This is a genomic window from Paenibacillus sp. FSL L8-0436, assembly GCF_038593025.1.
Taxonomy (GTDB): Bacteria; Bacillota; Bacilli; order Paenibacillales; family Paenibacillaceae; genus Paenibacillus_AQ.
Genome location: NZ_CP151955.1, coordinates 5831664 through 5851115, shown reverse-complemented (window position 1 = coordinate 5851115; position 19452 = coordinate 5831664). Strand labels below are relative to the sequence as shown.

Below are 19452 nucleotides of genomic sequence, written 5' to 3'. Positions count from 1 at the left end.
TAAGCGGAGCGGCAGCGCTGCTTCGCCGGCTTTTTGAAGGAGGCGCTACATCATGCTGCATCAGTTCTCGCGTACGGAGCTGGCCATCGGACCGGAAGGTCTGGAGATTTTGAAGAACAGCACAGTGGCCGTGCTCGGCATTGGCGGCGTAGGGGCCATGTCGGTTGAGGCTCTGGCCCGTACAGGTATCGGCCGCATTATCCTGATTGATAAAGACGCAGTGGATATCACCAATATCAACCGCCAGATTCATGCGCTTATGACAACCATCGGCCAGAAAAAAGCGGATTTGATGGTGGACCGTGTCAAGCTAATCAATCCGGAATGCGAAGCCATTGCCCTGAATATGTTCTACACGGAAGAAACCTATGAGGAGCTCTTCAAATACAAGCCTGATTTCGTCATTGATGCTTCGGATACGATTATTTACAAGATCCATCTCATTAAAGAATGCCTGAGCCGGGGGATCCCGATGGTTTCCAGCATGGGCGCAGCTAACAAAATGGACCCGACACGCTTTAAGGTGGCTGACATTTCCAAGACGGAGATGGACCCGATTGCCCGTGTGATCCGCCAGAAGCTGCGCAAGGAAGGGATCAAAAAAGGTGTGAAGGTTGTCTTCTCCACCGAGAAGCCGGTGAAACCGCGTGTGGATGTGACCGAGCAGATCGTTCCCGAAGATGCGCCGGACAGACGCAAGGCCCAACTGCCGCCTGCCAGCAACTCATTTGTGCCTCCGGTAGTTGGACTCATTATGGTGAGTGTAGCCGTACAGGACCTTTTGAAGGCTGGCGGAGTAAACGTATAAACGAAAGCTGGCCTATCTCAGCTCGAACTAACCAAAGGACAAAAGGGCGTGCAGCCGGATTCCGGCTGCTTACGCCCTTTTATTGTGATTTTGAAATCCGGAAACAACGCAGGAATGCTGTATTGGCAGCGGAATTTACCATCAGTGGAGGTATTTACATGAAATCGAATTTTTGGCGAAATAGCGTTGGTCTGGAGCCGGGCGACAACTGGAAACAGGAATGGGCGGCAGGGATCCTATCGTATTTTGCTTCTGTATATATTGTTATGGTCAACGCTGCTATTCTGCATGATGCGGGGATGCCGCTGCGGGCCGGTATGGTGGCTACGCTGCTGACGGCAATTACCGGCTGTCTGCTTATGGCCTTCGGCGGCAAGACACCGATTATCGTCGTTCCGGGAATGGGGATCAACGCCTTTTTCACCTATACGCTGGTGCATTCCATGAAGCTGGATTGGCGGGAAGCGCTCGCTGTTGTAGTTGTGACCGGAGTGCTGTTTGCGATTGTGGCGTTCACCTCACTGTACCGTATTCTCAGCGACGCGATCCCCCATAATCTGCAGCATGCGATTACTGTCGGAATCGGCTTGTTTCTGACCTTCATAGGCCTGCAAAAAAGCGGAATCGTCATCGCCCACCGGACAACATTTGTCGCGATCGGACATTTCAGCGACCCTGCCGTGATAACCTCTTGCGTAACCCTGATTCTGGCGCTGGTACTGTTCATCCGCGGAACTCGCGGGGGACTGCTGATCAGCATGATTGTGGGCACAGGACTTGCCTATCTGTTAGGTGCGTCGCATGCCCCGGGCCAGGAGGATTCCGGCCATGTGTTTTCCGGCTATGGTGATGTATTTGCCGGAATGGACTTGAGCCGGGGGATCAGCCTTGTGTTCTGGATTGCCGTGTTCCTGCTGCTGCTGATTGTTGTGTTTGAAAATATCGGGCTGATCTCTTCCCAGACATTGATGGCAGGACGCCCGGAGCGATTCAAGAGCAGCCTGCGTGCGTTGTCCATCGCCAATATTGCGGCCGGCCTGTTTGGCAGCAGTCCGGTAGTCGCTGCTGCAGAATCGACTGCAGGCATCGCGGCCGGCGGAAAGTCCGGACTTACCTCGCTGGTTACCGGCATGTTGTTCGGGGCAACCTTCCTGTTCATCCCGCTGCTGGCTTATGTGCCGGACAGCGCCATCGCACCGATCCTGATTGTAATCGGCGGTCTTATGGTGCAGAGCGTACGTGAGATGGATCTCAGCGATATGACCGAGCTGTTTCCGTCCTTCCTGATCATGGTAATGATTCCGTTCACCTATAGCATTGTCGACGGTATGGCTTTTGGCTTCATTACTTACCCTATCGTTAAACTCGCTATGGGCCGGGGCAAGGAAGTGCCGCCTGCGCTGTACGGCATCGCCGGACTTTTTGTAGCGAATTTTGTATTGCATGCCTTAATGGGTTGAACCTGGCGGAGCAGCTTATCCAGACTCGCATGTATACTAGAATTTGAAATATGTGGATTTCACCGGTCTGTTGTGATATGATGAGTATCCTTTTTGTGTGAGTGAAGCCAGTCTTGCACGAGATCATTCTTTAAGATTACTTTTAGGAGGTAACTGAAATTGGAAGACGACTTTCAAAGTGCCTATCAAGAGGAAGAAGACAGGCTGAACAGCGCGCTTACAGAGATCGACACTGTCCTGGAGAGACTGCGCAGCATACCGGTGTACACAGGAAGCGAGTATACGGAACAAGTGCTGGAGGATTCCAGAGAACAGAGGCGCAAAGATCTTGCCAAGCTTAGGCAGGAGCCTTATTTCGGACGGCTTGATTTTCAGGGCAATGACGAGGACGAACGCAAGGCACTATATATTGGCAAAATCGGCGTAGACCGAGAACAGGTAAGCGACCGTCCGCTAGTCATTGACTGGCGCGCACCGGTAGCAAGCCTGTTCTATTCGTTTACAGGCGGAACGGAACCGGCCTCCTATGAAGCCCCGGAGGGGCTGATTGAGGGGCTGGTATATTTAAAACGCAACGTGGTGATCCGCAAGCAAATCCTGGAGCGGGTGGCGGATACCTACAACCGCGACAGCGACGCCCCGGCCGTATCCGATGAATTTCTCGTATACCGCCTGGGCGAGAATAAGGACAACCGTCTCCGGGATATCGTCTCGACGATTCAGGAGGAGCAGGACAAGATTATCCGTGCCGCGAAGAATACGGCGCTGATCATTCAAGGTGTGGCCGGAAGTGGAAAAACAACGGTTGCGCTGCACCGCCTGGCATTCCTGCTGTATCAATACAAGGAACAGGTCTCCGCGGAGAAAATGATTATTTTCGCCCCGAACCGGATGTTCCTGGATTATATTTCGGATGTGCTGCCGGAGCTTGGCGTGGGCAACATTGCCCAGAGTACCTTCCCGGATTGGGCTGCGGACGTGCTGGGTATCACACTGCCGGAGCAAGATACGGCGGAAACAATGAACCGCTGGTTCGAAACGGCTGGCAGCATGCCGGAGATTACTGAAGAAACACCGGGCCGCTTCAAGGGTTCAACGGTGCTGATGGAGATTATTGAATCCACGATCAAGCTGCTTGAGACCGGTGCGGTGCCGGAGGGGGATTTCATTCCCTGGGAAGGTGCGGTACTGCGGCGTTCGATGATTCTGCGCTGGCATAACGAGGAATACGCCCCCTATCCGCCGGCCAAACGCAAAGAGCGTGTGATGGCCAGAATTCACCGCTGGATTGAGATGGAGCTGAAGAAGAGCCCTTCGCAGGCAGCGCTGAAGGAACGCAAGAAAAAAGCGGCGGCACGCGAGAAGACCTACAGCGGCAAGTGGCCAAAATATGATCCGCTTATGATCTATAAGCAGATTTTCCGGGCGGCAAAGGTTCCGGAGCATTGGCCGGCTGCAGCCCCGGAGATTATTCCGCAAGGCGTGCTGAAGGAAACGGTCAAGGAACTCAAAAAAGGCATCCTGCGCGAAGAGGATCTGCCGCCGCTGCTCTATATTCATTATCTGCTCAGCGGAAATGAAGGCGGGGACCGCTTTGACCATATCGTTATTGATGAGGCGCAGGATTTCTCGCCTTTCCAGATTTCGGTGCTTGATTTGTACGTGAAGGGTCATTCCTTTACCATTTTGGGCGACTTGTCCCAGGGGATACATGCCTACAAGGGCGTACATGCCTGGGAAGAAATGCAGACGCTGTTTGCCCCGGAACATACGGCCTATCATGCACTGACCCGCAGCTACCGGTCCACCATGGAGATCATTGAATTTGCCAACGGCATATTGTCTTCCGGTGTTGGCAGCTCCCTGCTCGCCGTTCCGGTCTTCCGCAGCGGCAACCCGGTCCGGCTGATCTCTTACGCCGATCGTCAGCCGGCGGCGGCAGCAGCCGGGAGTGAGCGCCTCAGTGCCGTGAGAACGGCTCTGGGGGCACTCTCCGGGCGTGAATACCGCACAGTGGCTGTCTTAACCCGCAGCCTGCGGGAAGCTGCTGAGCTGTACGACGCGCTTGCCGGACAGTTTGAGGATCTTCACCTGATTGACGGCAGCATGACTGAATACCGGGGCGGGCTGTCTGTGCTGCCGGTATATCTGTCCAAGGGGCTGGAGTTCGACGCTGTCATCTTGGCAGACGCGGACAGCGGACATTACGGGGAAGCGGCCTGGGACGCGAAGCTGATGTATGTCGGCTGTACCCGTGCGCTGCATGAACTGTGGCTGCTGCATGACGGGCAGCTGCCGCCTTATGTACAGCTGCTTGGAGAAGAGACAGTCTCCGGCTGGCCTGAACCGCAGTAGTGCAAATATAAAAAGCGGACCGCCTGTCATAAACAGGGCGGTCCGCTTTGAATTTGTTGATCTGATTCCGTACGCGTGGAGAGTTCGCAGTCAGATCAGCTGTGGTAATTTGATAGGCAAGCTGATTCACATTGCTGCTCTCCAGCTGTATTAATTGCTCAAGTGTCTTATTGAGAAGATGAACGCTCGATTCTGTAGTTTCCTCCATTTTGCCCTGCAGCTCTGTTTTGGAAGTTTCCGAAGAGTTGACAGCTAGTACAAGCGAAGGAACTGCAAGGGCGGTAATGATAAAAGCCATTAGTTCGGTTCTGAGTTTCTTGATGCGGAATACTTGTTTGAGGATGTGTCGTTTAGCTGTCATATTATATTCCTCCTGCCTTTTAATTACTTCCATATCTAGTAGTTAATAGATAATTACTTTTATATTTCGACAATAATCGACTTATTTTTTAGATTTTTCTTAAAAAAATAAGTTCCCATCTGGTGAAGAACAGTTATAACTGTTCTTGAACTTGTAACCTATCCCTGGGTATGGCTTAATAATAAGTGTCCGGCCGGGCAGATTACTCTGGAAGGAGGCTGATTGAAATGATTTCAGTATACGAGGTGGTTTCCGTCTAAGACGGAAATCCGCATAACCGGAGGAGGCCGAAAGGCCTCCTTATTTAAAAAACATAGAAATAAATAATTCACATAAAGCTGTGATCAAAACCGAATGTAGACGCTATCCAATGGTTTTTATATAATGAACTTACGGTATTTACCAAATATGAGCTGAAGAAAGGAGGCAGGTGACGTGATCAATTCATTACAAGCTGTCGTCGGACACAAAGGGACACACCTGTTGAAGGAGGAAGTAAAAAGTGAGTTATGTAAATGGGAAGGATGTGCTCCCCCCGGGCCTGCTCGAAGAGCTTCAGGGATACATCCAGGGTGAATTGCTATACATCCCCAAGAAAACCGAGCAACGGGTAAGATGGGGCGAGAACAGCGGATCCAGGCAGGAGATTGCCAGCCGGAACGAGGAGATATTCTGCAGTCACAGCAGCGGCTGCTCGGTGAACGAGCTGCAGAAGAGATACCATTTATCCGAAGAAAGCATCCGCAAGATTATTTCAAAAATGCGGCTGGCGCTGAACCGCTAGCCTGAACTTTGAACAAAGAGCATGGCACCGCCGGAGGAGGCGAGGTCATGCTCTTTTTAAATATTAGGATGTATACGCAGTATGGTATGATAGTGGGAGGTATTCTAATAGTGCCGACCTACAAGATTACAGCAAGGAAGTGGAAGAATGGATTTATTTTCGCTCGGGGAAGACACCGGCAGCGGACGCCTGCTGGCGGACCGCATGCGTCCGGCGAATCTTGATGAATATATAGGACAGGAGCATATTGTTGGCCCGGGGAAGCTGCTGCGCAGAGCCATTGAGGCAGATCAGGTCTCCTCTATTCTGCTTTACGGCCCTCCAGGCTGCGGAAAAACAACATTGGCCCATATTATTTCCCATCATACACAGGGGGAATTCGTCCGCCTGAATGCGGTCGAAGCCTCGGTCAAGGATGTGCGGGAAGTGATCGAGCGTGCTCAGAGCAATAAGGCATTGTACGGCTCCAAAACTATTTTGTTTCTGGATGAGGTGCACCGCTTCAACAGCTCCCGCCAGGATGCACTGCTTCCCGCTGTAGAGAAGGGGACCATCACCTTTATCGGCGCGACGACGGAGAACCCGTTTCACTATGTGAACGGGGCGTTATTGAGCCGCTCCACACTGTTCCAGCTGGAATCGCTGACCAGTGAGCACAGTCTGATTGCTATGAGACGGGCGCTTACCGATGAGAAGCGGGGGCTTGGGTTCATGCAGCTGCAGGTGGATGAAGAAGCTTTGCAGCATATTGCAACGATGGCCAACGGCGATATCCGCCGGGCGCTTAATGCGCTTGAGCTGGCTGCCATGACCACTGCGCCGGAACCGGACGGCAGTGTGCATATTACGCTTGCGGTGGCTGAAGAATCCATCCGCCGCCCGATTGTCAAAGCGGACGAATCGACGCAATATGATGTGTTGTCTGCGTTTCACAAAAGCATCCGCGGCTCCAGCGACGCGGCGCTGTTCTGGTTTCTCTATGCTGTGGAGAAGCTGGGGATGGACCCGATGACATTCATCCGCCGGCTGATTGCTGCCAGCAGTGAGGATATCGGTCTGGCCAATCCGCAGGCGATGGTCCAGGCGGTCAGCGCACTGGAAGCCTACCGCAATAACGGCTGGCCGGAAGCCAAGCTGAATATTGCCCAGGCGATCCTGTTTGCGGTGGAAAGTCCAAAATCGAATGCCGTGACCGTGGCGATTTCGAATGCCATGGCCAGTATCGACGAGCTGAAATCGGCTGAAGTACCACTGCATCTGCGCGATACGCATTATAAAGGAGCCGTGAAGCTCGGCCATGAGGGCTACCAGTATCCGCATAATTTTCCGGGACATTATGTCAAACAGGATTATCTGCCTAAGGCTATTGCACGCCGGGTCTTTTATCAGGCTACTGAACAGGGCAATGAAGCGAAAATCCGCCATAACCAGTCGCTTCGGCGCGGACAGTAGTCATGTAGGAGTTCGATTGTACAACGTTCTCCATTTTATGCATCAGCCGCTTATTTTACAGGGGGAGATTTCATTCCTTTTGTAAAAGAAGCGGTTTTTTGTTTAACGGACTCGCGGTTTTTCTGATAGACTCCATTTTTTTACAAAAATATCTATTTATTATTAGATTTTTGCTATTTTTCATATAGAATTCCATTCCTGTATATGGTATATATTTACATAGGATGCAAATCGTCCTAAAGACACCCGGAAAGAAGGTGGAAAACTTTATTGGGAATGAATAAGAGTTTGGAGCCACGGTTTGAAGAGTCTGTGCAGAGATGAAATTGAACACAAGGACAAGAAGGACAAGAAGGGAGAAGGGCTAAGATGGGCAAAGGGATCAGGAAGGGCTGGGTTTTGTCCTTGAGCTTTATGTTAGCGGTTACATGTTCCGGAGCTGTATTTCATCCATCTGTGGGCACAGCAGCGGCTGCCGACTACAACTACGCGGAGGCACTGCAAAAATCGATTTATTTCTATGAGGCTCAGCGTTCAGGCGATCTGCCGGAAGACAACCGGGTCGAGTGGCGAGGGGACTCCGGACTTCTGGATGGCGCGGATGTCGGCCACGATTTATCCGGGGGCTGGTATGATGCAGGTGATCATGTCAAATTTGGTTTTCCAATGGCTTATACAGCTACGATGCTGGCCTGGTCGGTCTATGAATACAAGGATGGTTACGTGCAGTCCGGTCAGCTGGAGGAGATTCTGGATAATATCCGTTGGGCTACCGACCTTTGTCAAAGCCCATACAGCTCCAAATGAGCTATGGGGACAGGTAGGGAACGGAACGGCTGACCATAATTGGTGGGGAGCAGCGGAAGTGATGCAAATGCAGCGGCCCTCCTACAAAATTGATGCAACTCATCCCGGCTCTGATCTGGCGGCAGAAACCGCAGCGGCGCTGGCTTCGGCATCGATTATCTTCAGGGATTCGGATGCTGTCTATGCGGACAAGCTGCTGCTGCATGCCAAACAGCTGTATCAATTTGCGGACACTTACCGCGGCGCCTATTCGGACAGTATTACCGACGTCAAGCAGTATTACAATTCATGGAGCGGTTATGCCGATGAGTTGAGCTGGGGCGGTGTATGGCTCTATTTGGCGACCGGTGAGCAGACGTACTTGGATAAGGCAGTTGCCGCAAGCAGTCTGTGGGGAACGAACCAATCGGGATTATGGGGTTACCAGTGGACACAATCCTGGGATGACAAGCATTACGGTGCGCAGCTGCTGCTGTCACGGATTACCGGGGATGCCAAGTTCATTCAATCTACGGAACGCAACATGCAGTATTGGACAACTGGCGTAGGCGGGACTAGCGACCGGGTCGCCTATACACCTGGAGGATTGGCACATCTGGATCAGTGGGGAGCCCTGAGATATGCCGCCAACGAGGCATTTTTGGCGTTTGTTTACGCGGACTGGGTAAGCGACCCTGTCAAAGGCGAAACGGCCCGTTCTTTCGCGGAACGGCAGATTACGTATATGCTGGGCGACAACCCGCGGAACAGCAGCTATGTGATCGGATATGGTAACAATTCGCCGCAGCATCCGCATCACCGGACCTCACATGGTTCATGGAGCGACAGTCAGTCTACTCCGGTAGAGCATCGTCATGTTCTATACGGAGCGCTGGTCGGGGGTCCATCCAAGACGGACACGTATACCGATTCGATCAACGACTATGTCTCGAATGAAGTGGCAACCGACTACAATTCCGCCTTTACAGGAGCATTGGCCAAAATGATGCTGCTCCACGGGCAAGGGCAGCAGCCGCAACCACAGTTTCCTGTGGCAGAGACCCCTGAGGATGAAATGTTCGTCGAGGCTTCCGTAAATGCCAGCGGCAGCAATTTTGTAGAGATCCGGGCGCTGCTCAACAACCGTTCCGGCTGGCCGGCACGGGTCAGCAAGTCGATGTCCTTCCATTATTATCTGGACCTCAGCGAAGCAATTGCCGCAGGGTACGGTCCGGAGGATATTACGGTCACTGCCGGTGGCTACAACCAGGGAGCAACGGTATCTGAACTTCAGCCTTATGATGAAGAACATCATATTTATTACACCAAGGTTGATTTTACCGGCACTTCGATCTATCCGGGCGGTCAATCCGCTTACCGGAAGGAAGTCCAGTTCCGGATCGCCGCTCCGCTCAACACGGTCTTCTGGGACAATACAAATGACTATTCCTTCAAAGGCGTGGCAACGGGAGGAGCGCTTCCGGTAAAAACGGCGTATATACCGGTATACGACGCCGGGGTGCTTGTGTTCGGTGAACTGCCTCCCGGAGGCGGACATCCGGGTGAACCGGAGGTGCCCGGACGGCCTTCCGGTGTAGCGGCTGTTGCGGAGAACGCCAGCGTAAAACTGTCCTGGAACACAGTCAGCGGGGCAACGGACTTTACAGTTAAACGGGCTGTAACGAGTGGCGGGCCTTACACTGTAGTTGCAAGCACAACAGGGGCCGTGTACTCCGACAACGGGCTGGTTAACGGTACTACCTATTATTATGTAATCACCGCCTCGAACAGTGTTGGCGAGAGTACGCCATCTCTGCAGGTTAGTGCCCAGCCGCGTGAAACACCTACTCCGGCAAAAGGTGATTTAAGGGTGGAATACCGTACTAATGACAACAATCCCGGGGACGGACAGATGCGCCCGCAATTCCGGATTGTGAACACGGGAACTGCCGCGGTACCGCTGAGTGGTCTTAAGCTCCGCTACTATTTTACCGTGGACGGAGACAAAACCCAGCAATTCCACTGCGATTATGCCGTTGTCGGCAGCAGAAATGTAAGCGGTTCCTTTTTAAAGCTTAATCCGGCCCTAACCGGAGCGGACTACTATATGGAGATCAGTTTTGCTGAAGGTGCCGGAAGCCTTGCTCCCGGAGGGAACAGCGGAGAAATTCAGGTGCGCACCAACAAAGAGGACTGGACGAATTACAGCGAGGGCAATGACTATTCCTACAGTGGAACGCAGCTTACCTTCGCCGAATGGGAAAAGGTGACACTGTATCGTGATGGAACACTTGTATGGGGTTTAGAACCATAATTTATCTACAGAGAGGGAGCTAGCCAAAATGATGAAATTGAGCTTAAACAAGAAGCTTATTTCCGCTATAATGGCCTCGATTCTGTTTCTCTCACTCATAACCGGTTTGTTTACTGGTAGCCCCGGAACTGCAAAGGCCGCTTCGGCGGAGGAGACCCGATTTCTGCAATTATATGCTCAGCTAAAGGATCCGGCGAACGGCTATTTCTCAGCTGAAGGCATTCCCTACCATGCGGTAGAGACATTGATGAGCGAAGCGCCCGATTACGGGCATATGACCACCTCGGAAGCTTACAGCTACTGGATGTGGCTCGAGGTGCTGTATGGCCATCATACTGGCGATTGGAGCAAGCTGGAAACGGCTTGGGACAACATGGAGAAATACATTATCCCTGTTAATGAAGGCGACGGCAAGCAGGAGCAGCCGACGATGAGTTATTACAATGCGAACAGCCCGGCTACCTACGCTTCCGAGTATGCGCAGCCGGATCAGTATCCAAGCCAGCTTAGCGGAAAGTACACGGCAGGCAAAGACCCGCTTGATTCCGAACTGAAAGCAAGCTATGGCAACAACCAGACCTATCTTATGCATTGGCTGGTGGATGTGGACAACTGGTACGGCTTCGGCAACTTGCTGAATCCTACACATACAGCCGCTTATGTAAATACATTCCAGAGGGGCGAACAGGAATCGGTGTGGGAAGCTGTCCCGCATCCGTCCCAGGACGACAAATCATTCGGCAAGACAGGTGAGGGCTTTATGAGCCTGTTCACCAAAGAAAGCAATGCGCCTGCAGCACAATGGCGTTATACCAATGCTACCGACGCAGATGCACGTGCAGTTCAGGCTATGTACTGGGCCCGGGAGCTTGGCTATAATAATTCAGTTTATCTGAACAAGGCCAAGAAAATGGGGGATTATCTCCGTTACGGCATGTACGACAAGTATTTCCAAAAGGTCGGCAGCGCAGCTGACGGCACACCGGAAGCGGGAACCGGTAAGGATTCCAACCAATACCTGCTTGCCTGGTATACCGCTTGGGGCGGCGGGCTTGGTTCAACCGGCAATTGGGCCTGGAGAATCGGTGCCAGCCATGCGCATCAGGGTTACCAGAATGTCGTGGCAGCCTATGCGCTTTCTAATCCGGACGGCGGTCTGGTTCCGGCATCAGCAACAGCAGGGCAGGACTGGAGCAATTCGCTGAAGCGCCAGCTGGAGTTCTACACCTGGCTGCAATCTGCCGAAGGCGCGATTGCCGGCGGAGCAACGAATAGTTACGACGGTGCTTATAAGGCTTATCCTGCCGGCACAAGCACCTTCTACGGCATGGCATATGATGACGCACCAGTCTACCATGATCCGCCGTCCAACAACTGGTTCGGAATGCAGGCCTGGAGTGTTGAACGTGTGGCCGAGCTGTATTATATTCTGGCTGCAAGCGGCGACACAACCTCCGAGAACTTCCAGATGGCCAAGCAGGTGGTGGAGAACTGGGTGGAATGGTCCACGGACTATGCCTTTGCAGGCAGCCGGCCGGTTACGGATGCAGAGGGCTATTATCTGGACAGCCAGGGCAACCGCATTCTCGGCGGTGATAATCCCCAAGTGGCTACAGTTGCTGCTCCGGGAGAATTCTGGATTCCGGGCAATGTGGAATGGCAGGGGAAACCGGATACCTGGACCGGTTTTGCAAGCAGTGACGGCAACAGCAATTTAAAGTCAGTCACCAAGAGCCCGAGCCAGGATACCGGTGTACTCGGCAGCTATATTAAAGCGCTCACCTTCTTTGCCGCAGGTACTGAGGCAGAAAACGGCAGTTATACCGCGCTTGGCGGGAAGGCTCAGCAGCTGGCTAAATCCTTGCTGGATACAGCTTGGGGATATAATGATGGTGTCGGTATAGCAACTAAGGAGAGCCGTGGCGATTATGCCCGTTACTTCACCAAGGAGGTCTATTTCCCAAGCGGCTGGACGGGTACCTTTGGACAAGGCAATACGATTCCGGGAACAGCGACAGTACCTTCCGATCCTGTCAAAGGCGGAAACGGTGTCTACGCCAGCTATACTGACATCCGGCCGGATATTGTGAATGATCCCGATTGGCAGTACCTGCTTAACAAATATAATTCGTCATATAATACGGCCACTAAGCAATGGGAGAATGGAGCACCTGAATTTACGTATCACCGCTTCTGGTCCCAAGTGGATATGGCCACGGCCTATGCCGAATATGACAGGTTAATCAACAACAGCAGCGGTCCGGTCGAGCCCGTTGCCCCGAAAGCGCCCTCCAAACCGGCTGTTGTTGCCGGCGACAGTGTTGTACAGCTTAGCTGGAACAATGTAACTGCTGCCGACAATTATACAGTTAAGCGGGCCACTGTCAGCGGAGGTCCTTACAGCGATGTATCAGTAGTTACCCAGGCAACTTACAGCGATACCTCTGTAGTCAATGGAACGACCTACTTTTATGTTGTAAGTGCAGCTAACAAAGTAGGAACAAGCCCGAATTCACCCGAGGTCAGCGCCAAGCCAGCAGCGGTTCCCGAGCCGCCTGTGGGGGATCTGATCGTGCAGTATCGGACCAATGATACGAATCCGGGCGATGCCCAGTTCCGTCCGCAGCTGCGGATTGTGAACAGCGGGGACACTTCGGTTGCACTTAAGGATGTAAAGCTGCGCTACTACTACACGGTAGACGGCGAGAAGGCGCAGCAGTTCAATGTGGACTATGCCGCTATAGGCAGCGGCAATGTGCAGGGAACATTCGTGAAGCTGACTCCCTCTGTGACAGAGGCAGATTATTATGTGGAGATCTCCTTCACTGCAGGTGCGGGCACCCTTGCTCCCGGAGCCAGCACCGGTGAAATTCAGCTGCGGATCAACAAAACCGATTGGAGCAATTATAACGAGATCGGCGATTATTCTTACGACCCGGCCAAAACCTCGTTCACTGACTGGGCACGTGCACCGCTTTACCTGAATGGAACGCTGGTCTGGGGATTAGAGCCTTAAAGTGCAGTAGAAGGTAAAATGAAAAGCCGCAAATCCCCAATACTTCGGGACATTTGCGGCTTTGTTATTAATATCACATTTTATGTACGAAACTGTGAAAATATGTGACAAAAAAATCTGATAGACGAGTCGAATCTTGTCGTATTTGTCATGTTACTTAACACAACAAAAATTTTTTATGGAAAAATCATTGATAATTTACCATAAGTCAATTAGAATAAACTCTAACATTCAGGGATTAATTCCAATATAATCCTAAAAGGTAATTCGTAGTTGATAGATAGGGTTACTGTATATCACATAGGTGCTCCTTGCTAAAAAAATCCTAGTGTTGGGGTGATGAACTTGAGTGAAGATTTGCTGCGTATTGAGAATTTAACGACATCCTTCAAGATTGCAGACGAATATTACGCTGCGGTCGATGATGTGACGCTCACGGTGAAGAAGAACGAAATCCTCGCCATCGTAGGAGAATCTGGATCAGGCAAAAGTGCGTTGGCTTTCTCAATAATAGGGCTGCACACCAAAGCAAAAATTGATGGACATGTGTATTACAAAGGTCAGGATATTGTCAAAATGTCCCCAGGCATGCTGAATAAGGTCCGCGGCAAGGAAATGTCGATGATTTTCCAGGACCCCTTAGCTGCACTAAATCCGCTTATGATTATCGGACGGCAGATTGAAGAGGTACTTCTCCTTCATGATTCCGGCCTCTCCAAGAAACAAAGAAAAGCAAAGGTCATCGATTTGTTGACCAAGGTTGGAATTCCCCGTCCCGAGCATACATATCAGCAATACCCTTATGAATTATCCGGCGGAATGCGGCAGCGGGTGGTTATTGCCATTGCAATCGCCAATGGACCACAGCTGCTAATCGCCGATGAACCAACAACCGCACTGGATGTAACGATTCAACTGCAAATTCTTGAACTGATCAAAAAGCTCAAAAATGATATGCAAGCGGGAATTATCCTCATTACCCATGATCTGGGCGTAGTCAGTGAAATGGCAGATCGCGTGGCTGTTATGTACGCCGGGCAAATTGTCGAAATTGCTGATATTTATACGCTGACCTCCAACCCGCAGCATCCTTATACAAGATCTTTATTTAATTCGATACCTACGGTCAAGGAAGCGAAGTCCAGACTGCATGTGATTCAGGGAATCGTCCCGTCGCTCAAAAACTTGCCGCGTACGGGCTGCCGTTTCTCCGCCAGAACCCCATGGATTGATGAATCAGCCCATGAGGAGAATCCACAGCTGCACGAAATTGCTCCGGGTCATTTGGTCCGCTGCACCTGCTACAGACATTTTCATTTCCCCGAGAGCGTTGAGGAGGCTGACAGCCATGGCACTGCTTGAAGTTAAGGATTTACAGGTTCATTTCCCGATTAGAGGCGGCATATTCAGCAGAGCGGTCGGTGAGGTAAAGGCGGTCGACCGGGTCAATTTCACCATTGAGGCCGGGCAGACTTACGGATTAGTCGGTGAATCCGGCTCAGGTAAGACAACGACAGGAAGAGCGATTATCGGGCTGAACGAGATTACGGGCGGCAGCATTCTTTTTGAAGGCGCAGATTTAGCCCTGAAGAACTCACGCAAGCTGAACAATGTCCGCCGCGACGTTCAAATGATCTTTCAGGATCCCTATTCATCGCTCAATCCCAAGAAGCGTGTGTTCGACATCATTGCCGAGCCGCTGCGCAATTTCGACAAACAGTCCCCCCAGGAAGAGAAACGGAGGGTTCAGGAGCTGCTGGAGCAGGTCGGCCTGAGTCCGGACAACATTTATAAATATCCGCATGAATTTTCCGGCGGACAGCGTCAGCGGATCGGAATCGCCAGGGCGATTGCGCTGAAGCCCAAGCTGATCATCGCCGACGAGCCGGTGTCCGCGCTGGATGTCTCGGTTCAGGCACAAGTGCTTAACTTTTTACGGGACATCCAAAAGGAATTGAATTTAACCTACCTATTTATCAGTCATGATCTCGGAATCATCAGACATATGTGCGATCATATCGGCATTATGTACAAGGGACGTCATGTTGAGCAGGGGACGCCTAAGGATATTTTTGACAATCCGCGACATATTTATACGAAACGTCTGATTGCCGCAATCCCGGACATTGACCCATTGCAGCGTGACGAACGGACCCGGTTCCGCAAGTCCGTAAGTGAGGAGTACGAGGGAGCCTACCGGAATTATTTTGACAATGACGGTTTAGCTTATCCTTTACAACCCATTTCCGATACCCATTTGGTGGCCATGCCCGAGAAAGGTTGAGACGTATGTGGAAGATTATTGCACGAAGAATATTGATTATGATCCCTCAAGTATTTCTGCTCAGCATTCTGGTATTTCTTATGGCCAAAGCCATGCCCGGAGATGCGCTCACCGGTTTGCTCGATCCGAACATTGATCCGGCAACCATTGAAGCGATGCGGGAACGGCTCGGCCTGAATGATCCGTGGTACATCCAGTATTGGGATTGGATCACTAATGCCCTGCAGGGAGACATGGGCCAGTCCTTCCGCTTTAAGATGCCGGTAACTGAGCTGATTGGCCAGCGGCTGATGAACACGGTGTGGTTATCTGTGACGACCCTGGTCATTACCTATTTAATTGCAATACCGCTCGGCATCATTAGCGGACGTTTCAATGACACCTGGGGCGACCGGTTGATTACAGGATATACCTATGTCGGTTTTGCGGCCCCCTTGTTTATCGTAGCCCTGGTTATGCTCTGGATGTTTGGTTTCTACTTTCATTGGTTCCCTACCGGAGGAAGCGTATCACCGGGCGAGGTCCCCGGGACGATGAGTTACATTCTGAGCAAGTTATATCATTTACTGCTTCCGGCCATATCCATCGCGCTGATTACTACCGTCGGGACGGTCCAATATCTGCGGAACGAAATCATTGATACGAAGCAGAAGGATTTTATCCTTACGGCAAGAGCAAAAGGCGCCTCGGAATCACGGGTGTACAACCGCCACATCTTACGCAACTCTCTCCTGCCGATAGCCGCTTTTTTCGGGTATGAGCTTACAGGATTAATTGGCGGCACCATCTTTGTAGAGAGTATTTTCAGCTATCCCGGCATGGGCCAGCTGTTCCTGAGCTCCATCGTGATCCGCGATTTCACCGTTGTAACGGCACTTGTGCTGCTGTATGGGATTGCTCAAATCATCGGATCCCTGCTCTCGGACATCATATTAGGCATTGTTGATCCCCGTATCCGGATTAAATAATGATCAGAACTTGTTGAGGTGAATGTAATGGCAAAATCAAGCGCTGAGCTGTCGCTCCCGCAGGATATGGAGAAGAGCCCATCCGGATGGAGAATCCTCTGGAAGGAAATTTTCAGAGATAAACTGGCTTTGGTCTCCCTGATTTTTCTAGGTGTAGTTGTATGCGGAGTATTTGGCATCGCCCTGTTTCTGGATCAAAAGCAGATTGTAACCGTTGATCTGTTCGCCTTATATGAGAAGCCTTCGGCTAAATTCTGGCTGGGCACTGATTACGGCGGACGCGATGTGTTCGGCCAGCTCATTATCGGTACGCGCAACTCGCTCAGTATCGGTATTATGGTCACTCTGATGACGGGGGTTATCGGTATTCTGGTAGGTCTGATCTCCGGCTATTTCGGTGGATTCGTTGATAATATCTTTATGCGTTTCGTGGATTTCTTTATGATCCTGCCGATGCTGATGATTGTCATCGCGTTTGTTACGGCGGTTCCCAAATATAATACCTTGTCCTTTTCACTGATTATGACGGCATTTCTATGGATGGGCATCGCGAGGCTAATACGCTCGAAGACACTGCAGGAGAGGGAACTGGAATATGTCCAGGCCTCCAGAACGCTGGGCTCCTCCCATCTAAAGATTATGTTCAACCAGGTACTGCCGAACTTAAGCTCCATCATTATCGTTACGATGACGCTGAATTTGGCCGCCAACATCGGCCTGGAGTCGGGACTCTCGTTTCTCGGCTTCGGTTTTCCTGAAAGCACGCCTAGTTTGGGGACGCTGGTCAGCTATGCCCGGAATCCGCAGACGCTGCAATCGAGATGGTGGATATGGTTACCCGCATCACTGCTGATCCTGGTATTGATGTTGAGTATAAATAATGTCGGTCAGGCGCTTAAGCGTGCGACGGATGCAAGACAAAGAAAAGGATAATAAGGGAGGAAGAAACAAGAATGAGAAAAAGAAACTCTGGCAAGACCATGCTCTTCACATTGATGCTTGTCCTGACGCTTGCGGTTACGGCCTGCGGCTCAGGCAACAATGAAGCGGCTGAGCCTTCGGCAACAGCCAAGACAGATGCAGCTGCTACTGCTGCTCCAACTGCAGCACCGGCAGCAGAAGACGGGTTGTACAACATCGCAGATTTCAGCAATGTTAAGACGAACCAGGGTGAAGCCATTGAAGGCGGCACACTCAACTTTGGCCTTGTATCCGATACTCCCTTTGAAGGAACTTTGAACAACAATTTCTCCTCCGGTGTTCCGGATTCTCGGGTGCTGGACTGGTTTGACGAAGGCTTGCTGACCTGGGATAAGAACTATGTGTATACTAATGACGGGGCGGCTACCTATGAAGTCTCTGAAGATGGACGTACCTTCACTTTTACCATCCACGATAATGTAAACTGGCATGACGGCAAGCCTGTGACAGCTGAAGATTGGCTGTTTGCCCATGAAGTTATCGGTAATCCGGCCTATGACGGCCCTCGTTACGGTTCTGATTTCACTAATATTGTAGGTATGGAAGACTACCATGCCGGCAAAGCAAAGACCATTTCCGGAATCAAAGTACTTAGTGAGAAAAAACTGGAAATCACTTATGTAAAATCCACTCCATCCCTGCTGACAGGCAGTATCTGGATTTATCCGCTGGCTAAACATATTTTCGGAAATATGGATGTAGCCAAAATTTCCGCTTCCCCTGAGGTCCGTCAAAAACCAATTGGTTTCGGTCCATTTAAAGTGGAAAGTATTGTACCTGGTGAATCCGTAGTATTTGTCAAGAATGACGACTACTGGCGCGGCGCTCCGAAGCTGGATAAAGTTGTCCTGAAAGTAATTCCACCGACTACGGTGGTGCAGGAGCTGAAAGCCGGAAATATCGATTTGGTTGACAGCTTCCCGATTGACCAGTTCCCTGATAACTCTAAATTGTCCAACGTTGAATACCTTGGAGCCATTGACCGTGCTTATACTTACATTGGCTTCAAGCTTGGCAAATGGGACGCAACCAAAAAAGTGGTTGCTCCAGATCCAAAGGCGAAGATGGGCAATGTAGCTCTGCGTAAGGCGATGTGGCAGGCGGTTGATAATGATGCTGTAGGCAAGAAATTCTATCATGGTCTGCGCTGGAACGCGACTACGCTGATTCCGCCGTCCCATCCCGAATTCCACGATGACAGCAATCCTGGGGTAACGTTTGATCAGGAAGCAGCAAAGAAAACACTGGATGATGCAGGCTATAAACTTAACGGAGAATTCCGTACCAATCCGGACGGCACACCGCTGACGATCAATTTCATCTCCATGACAGGTTCGGATATCGCTGAGCCGCTGGCCCAATATTATGTGCAGTCGTGGAAAGCCATCGGTCTGAATGTAACGCTGGAAATGGTGGAGTTCAACACCTTCTATGACCGCGTAGGTTCCAATGGTGAAGATGATCCTTCTGTTGATGTATACCAAGGCGCTTGGACAGTCGGTATCGACGTGGATCCACAAGGACTGTATGGCCGCGACGCTATCTACAACTTCCCGCGTTACGCAAGTGAAGAAAGCGACCGCCTGATGAAAGAAGGCGTATCGGAAGCAGCATTTGATGTAGCGAAGCGCAAAGAAATCTACAAAGAGTGGCAGCAGCTGATGGTTGACGAGATCCCTGTATTCCCAACCCTCTATCGTGCAGAACTCGTTCCAGTAAATAACCGCGTTCTGAATTACGCTATTGGCGATGGAACGGGTATTTACCGAAATGAGATTGCATTGTCCGCCGACAAGGGGATTGCTGCACAGTAATTTTCCGGGATTTAGCAACCTGTAATTCAAAACCTCCTTGCGGCTTTTGCAGCCGCAAGGAGGTTTTTG

The 19452-nt window shown here is 51.2% G+C and carries 11 protein-coding genes and 1 pseudogene; all 12 read left to right on the top strand.

Annotation, left to right across the window (positions count from 1 at the left end):
• Nucleotides 1-52 precede the first annotated feature (52 nt).
• The 12 genes and pseudogenes from NSS79_RS27050 to NSS79_RS26995 all read left to right on the top strand — a co-directional run bounded on the left by NSS79_RS27050 (nucleotide 53) and on the right by NSS79_RS26995 (nucleotide 19383).
• The gene (locus NSS79_RS27050; protein ID WP_342436882.1) at nucleotides 53-808 is read left to right on the top strand and encodes a tRNA threonylcarbamoyladenosine dehydratase; all 756 of its coding nucleotides are present in this window, start codon (nucleotides 53-55) and stop codon (nucleotides 806-808) included.
• A 158-nt stretch (nucleotides 809-966) separates the two neighbouring features.
• Nucleotides 967-2268: an NCS2 family permease gene (locus NSS79_RS27045; RefSeq protein WP_342436881.1), complete on the top strand. Its 1302-nt coding sequence runs from the start codon at nucleotides 967-969 to the stop codon at nucleotides 2266-2268.
• A gap of 159 nt (nucleotides 2269-2427) precedes the next feature.
• Nucleotides 2428-4623: a UvrD-helicase domain-containing protein gene (locus tag NSS79_RS27040; protein ID WP_342436880.1), complete on the top strand. Its 2196-nt coding sequence runs from the start codon at nucleotides 2428-2430 to the stop codon at nucleotides 4621-4623.
• Between the two features lie 863 nt (nucleotides 4624-5486).
• The gene (locus NSS79_RS27035) at nucleotides 5487-5768 is read left to right on the top strand and encodes a CD3324 family protein (RefSeq protein WP_038595570.1); all 282 of its coding nucleotides are present in this window, start codon (nucleotides 5487-5489) and stop codon (nucleotides 5766-5768) included.
• 147 nt (nucleotides 5769-5915) lie between these two features.
• Nucleotides 5916-7220: a replication-associated recombination protein A gene (locus NSS79_RS27030; protein ID WP_342436879.1), complete on the top strand. Its 1305-nt coding sequence runs from the start codon at nucleotides 5916-5918 to the stop codon at nucleotides 7218-7220.
• Between the two features lie 414 nt (nucleotides 7221-7634).
• Nucleotides 7635-10320 (top strand): annotated as a pseudogene (locus tag NSS79_RS27025) (glycoside hydrolase family 9 protein).
• 31 nt (nucleotides 10321-10351) lie between these two features.
• A complete protein-coding gene (locus NSS79_RS27020) occupies nucleotides 10352-13336 on the top strand; it encodes a glycoside hydrolase family 48 protein (RefSeq protein WP_342440447.1) in 2985 nt (994 codons plus the stop codon).
• A gap of 345 nt (nucleotides 13337-13681) precedes the next feature.
• Nucleotides 13682-14698 (top strand): ABC transporter ATP-binding protein, encoded by a 1017-nt coding sequence (locus NSS79_RS27015; protein ID WP_342436878.1) that lies wholly within the window; start codon nucleotides 13682-13684, stop codon nucleotides 14696-14698.
• The gene (locus NSS79_RS27010) at nucleotides 14685-15620 is read left to right on the top strand and encodes an ATP-binding cassette domain-containing protein (RefSeq protein ID WP_342436877.1); all 936 of its coding nucleotides are present in this window, start codon (nucleotides 14685-14687) and stop codon (nucleotides 15618-15620) included. The genes NSS79_RS27015 and NSS79_RS27010 overlap by 14 nt, the downstream gene beginning before the upstream one ends.
• Nucleotides 15621-15625: 5 nt before the next feature.
• Nucleotides 15626-16588: an oligopeptide ABC transporter permease gene (gene opp4B, locus NSS79_RS27005; protein ID WP_342436876.1), complete on the top strand. Its 963-nt coding sequence runs from the start codon at nucleotides 15626-15628 to the stop codon at nucleotides 16586-16588.
• Nucleotides 16589-16615: 27 nt separating this feature from the next.
• On the top strand, nucleotides 16616-17521 hold the full coding sequence (locus tag NSS79_RS27000; protein WP_076109146.1) for an ABC transporter permease: 906 nt from the start codon (nucleotides 16616-16618) through the stop codon (nucleotides 17519-17521).
• Between the two features lie 20 nt (nucleotides 17522-17541).
• On the top strand, nucleotides 17542-19383 hold the full coding sequence (locus NSS79_RS26995; RefSeq protein ID WP_342436875.1) for an oligopeptide ABC transporter substrate-binding protein: 1842 nt from the start codon (nucleotides 17542-17544) through the stop codon (nucleotides 19381-19383).
• Nucleotides 19384-19452: the final 69 nt, after the last annotated feature.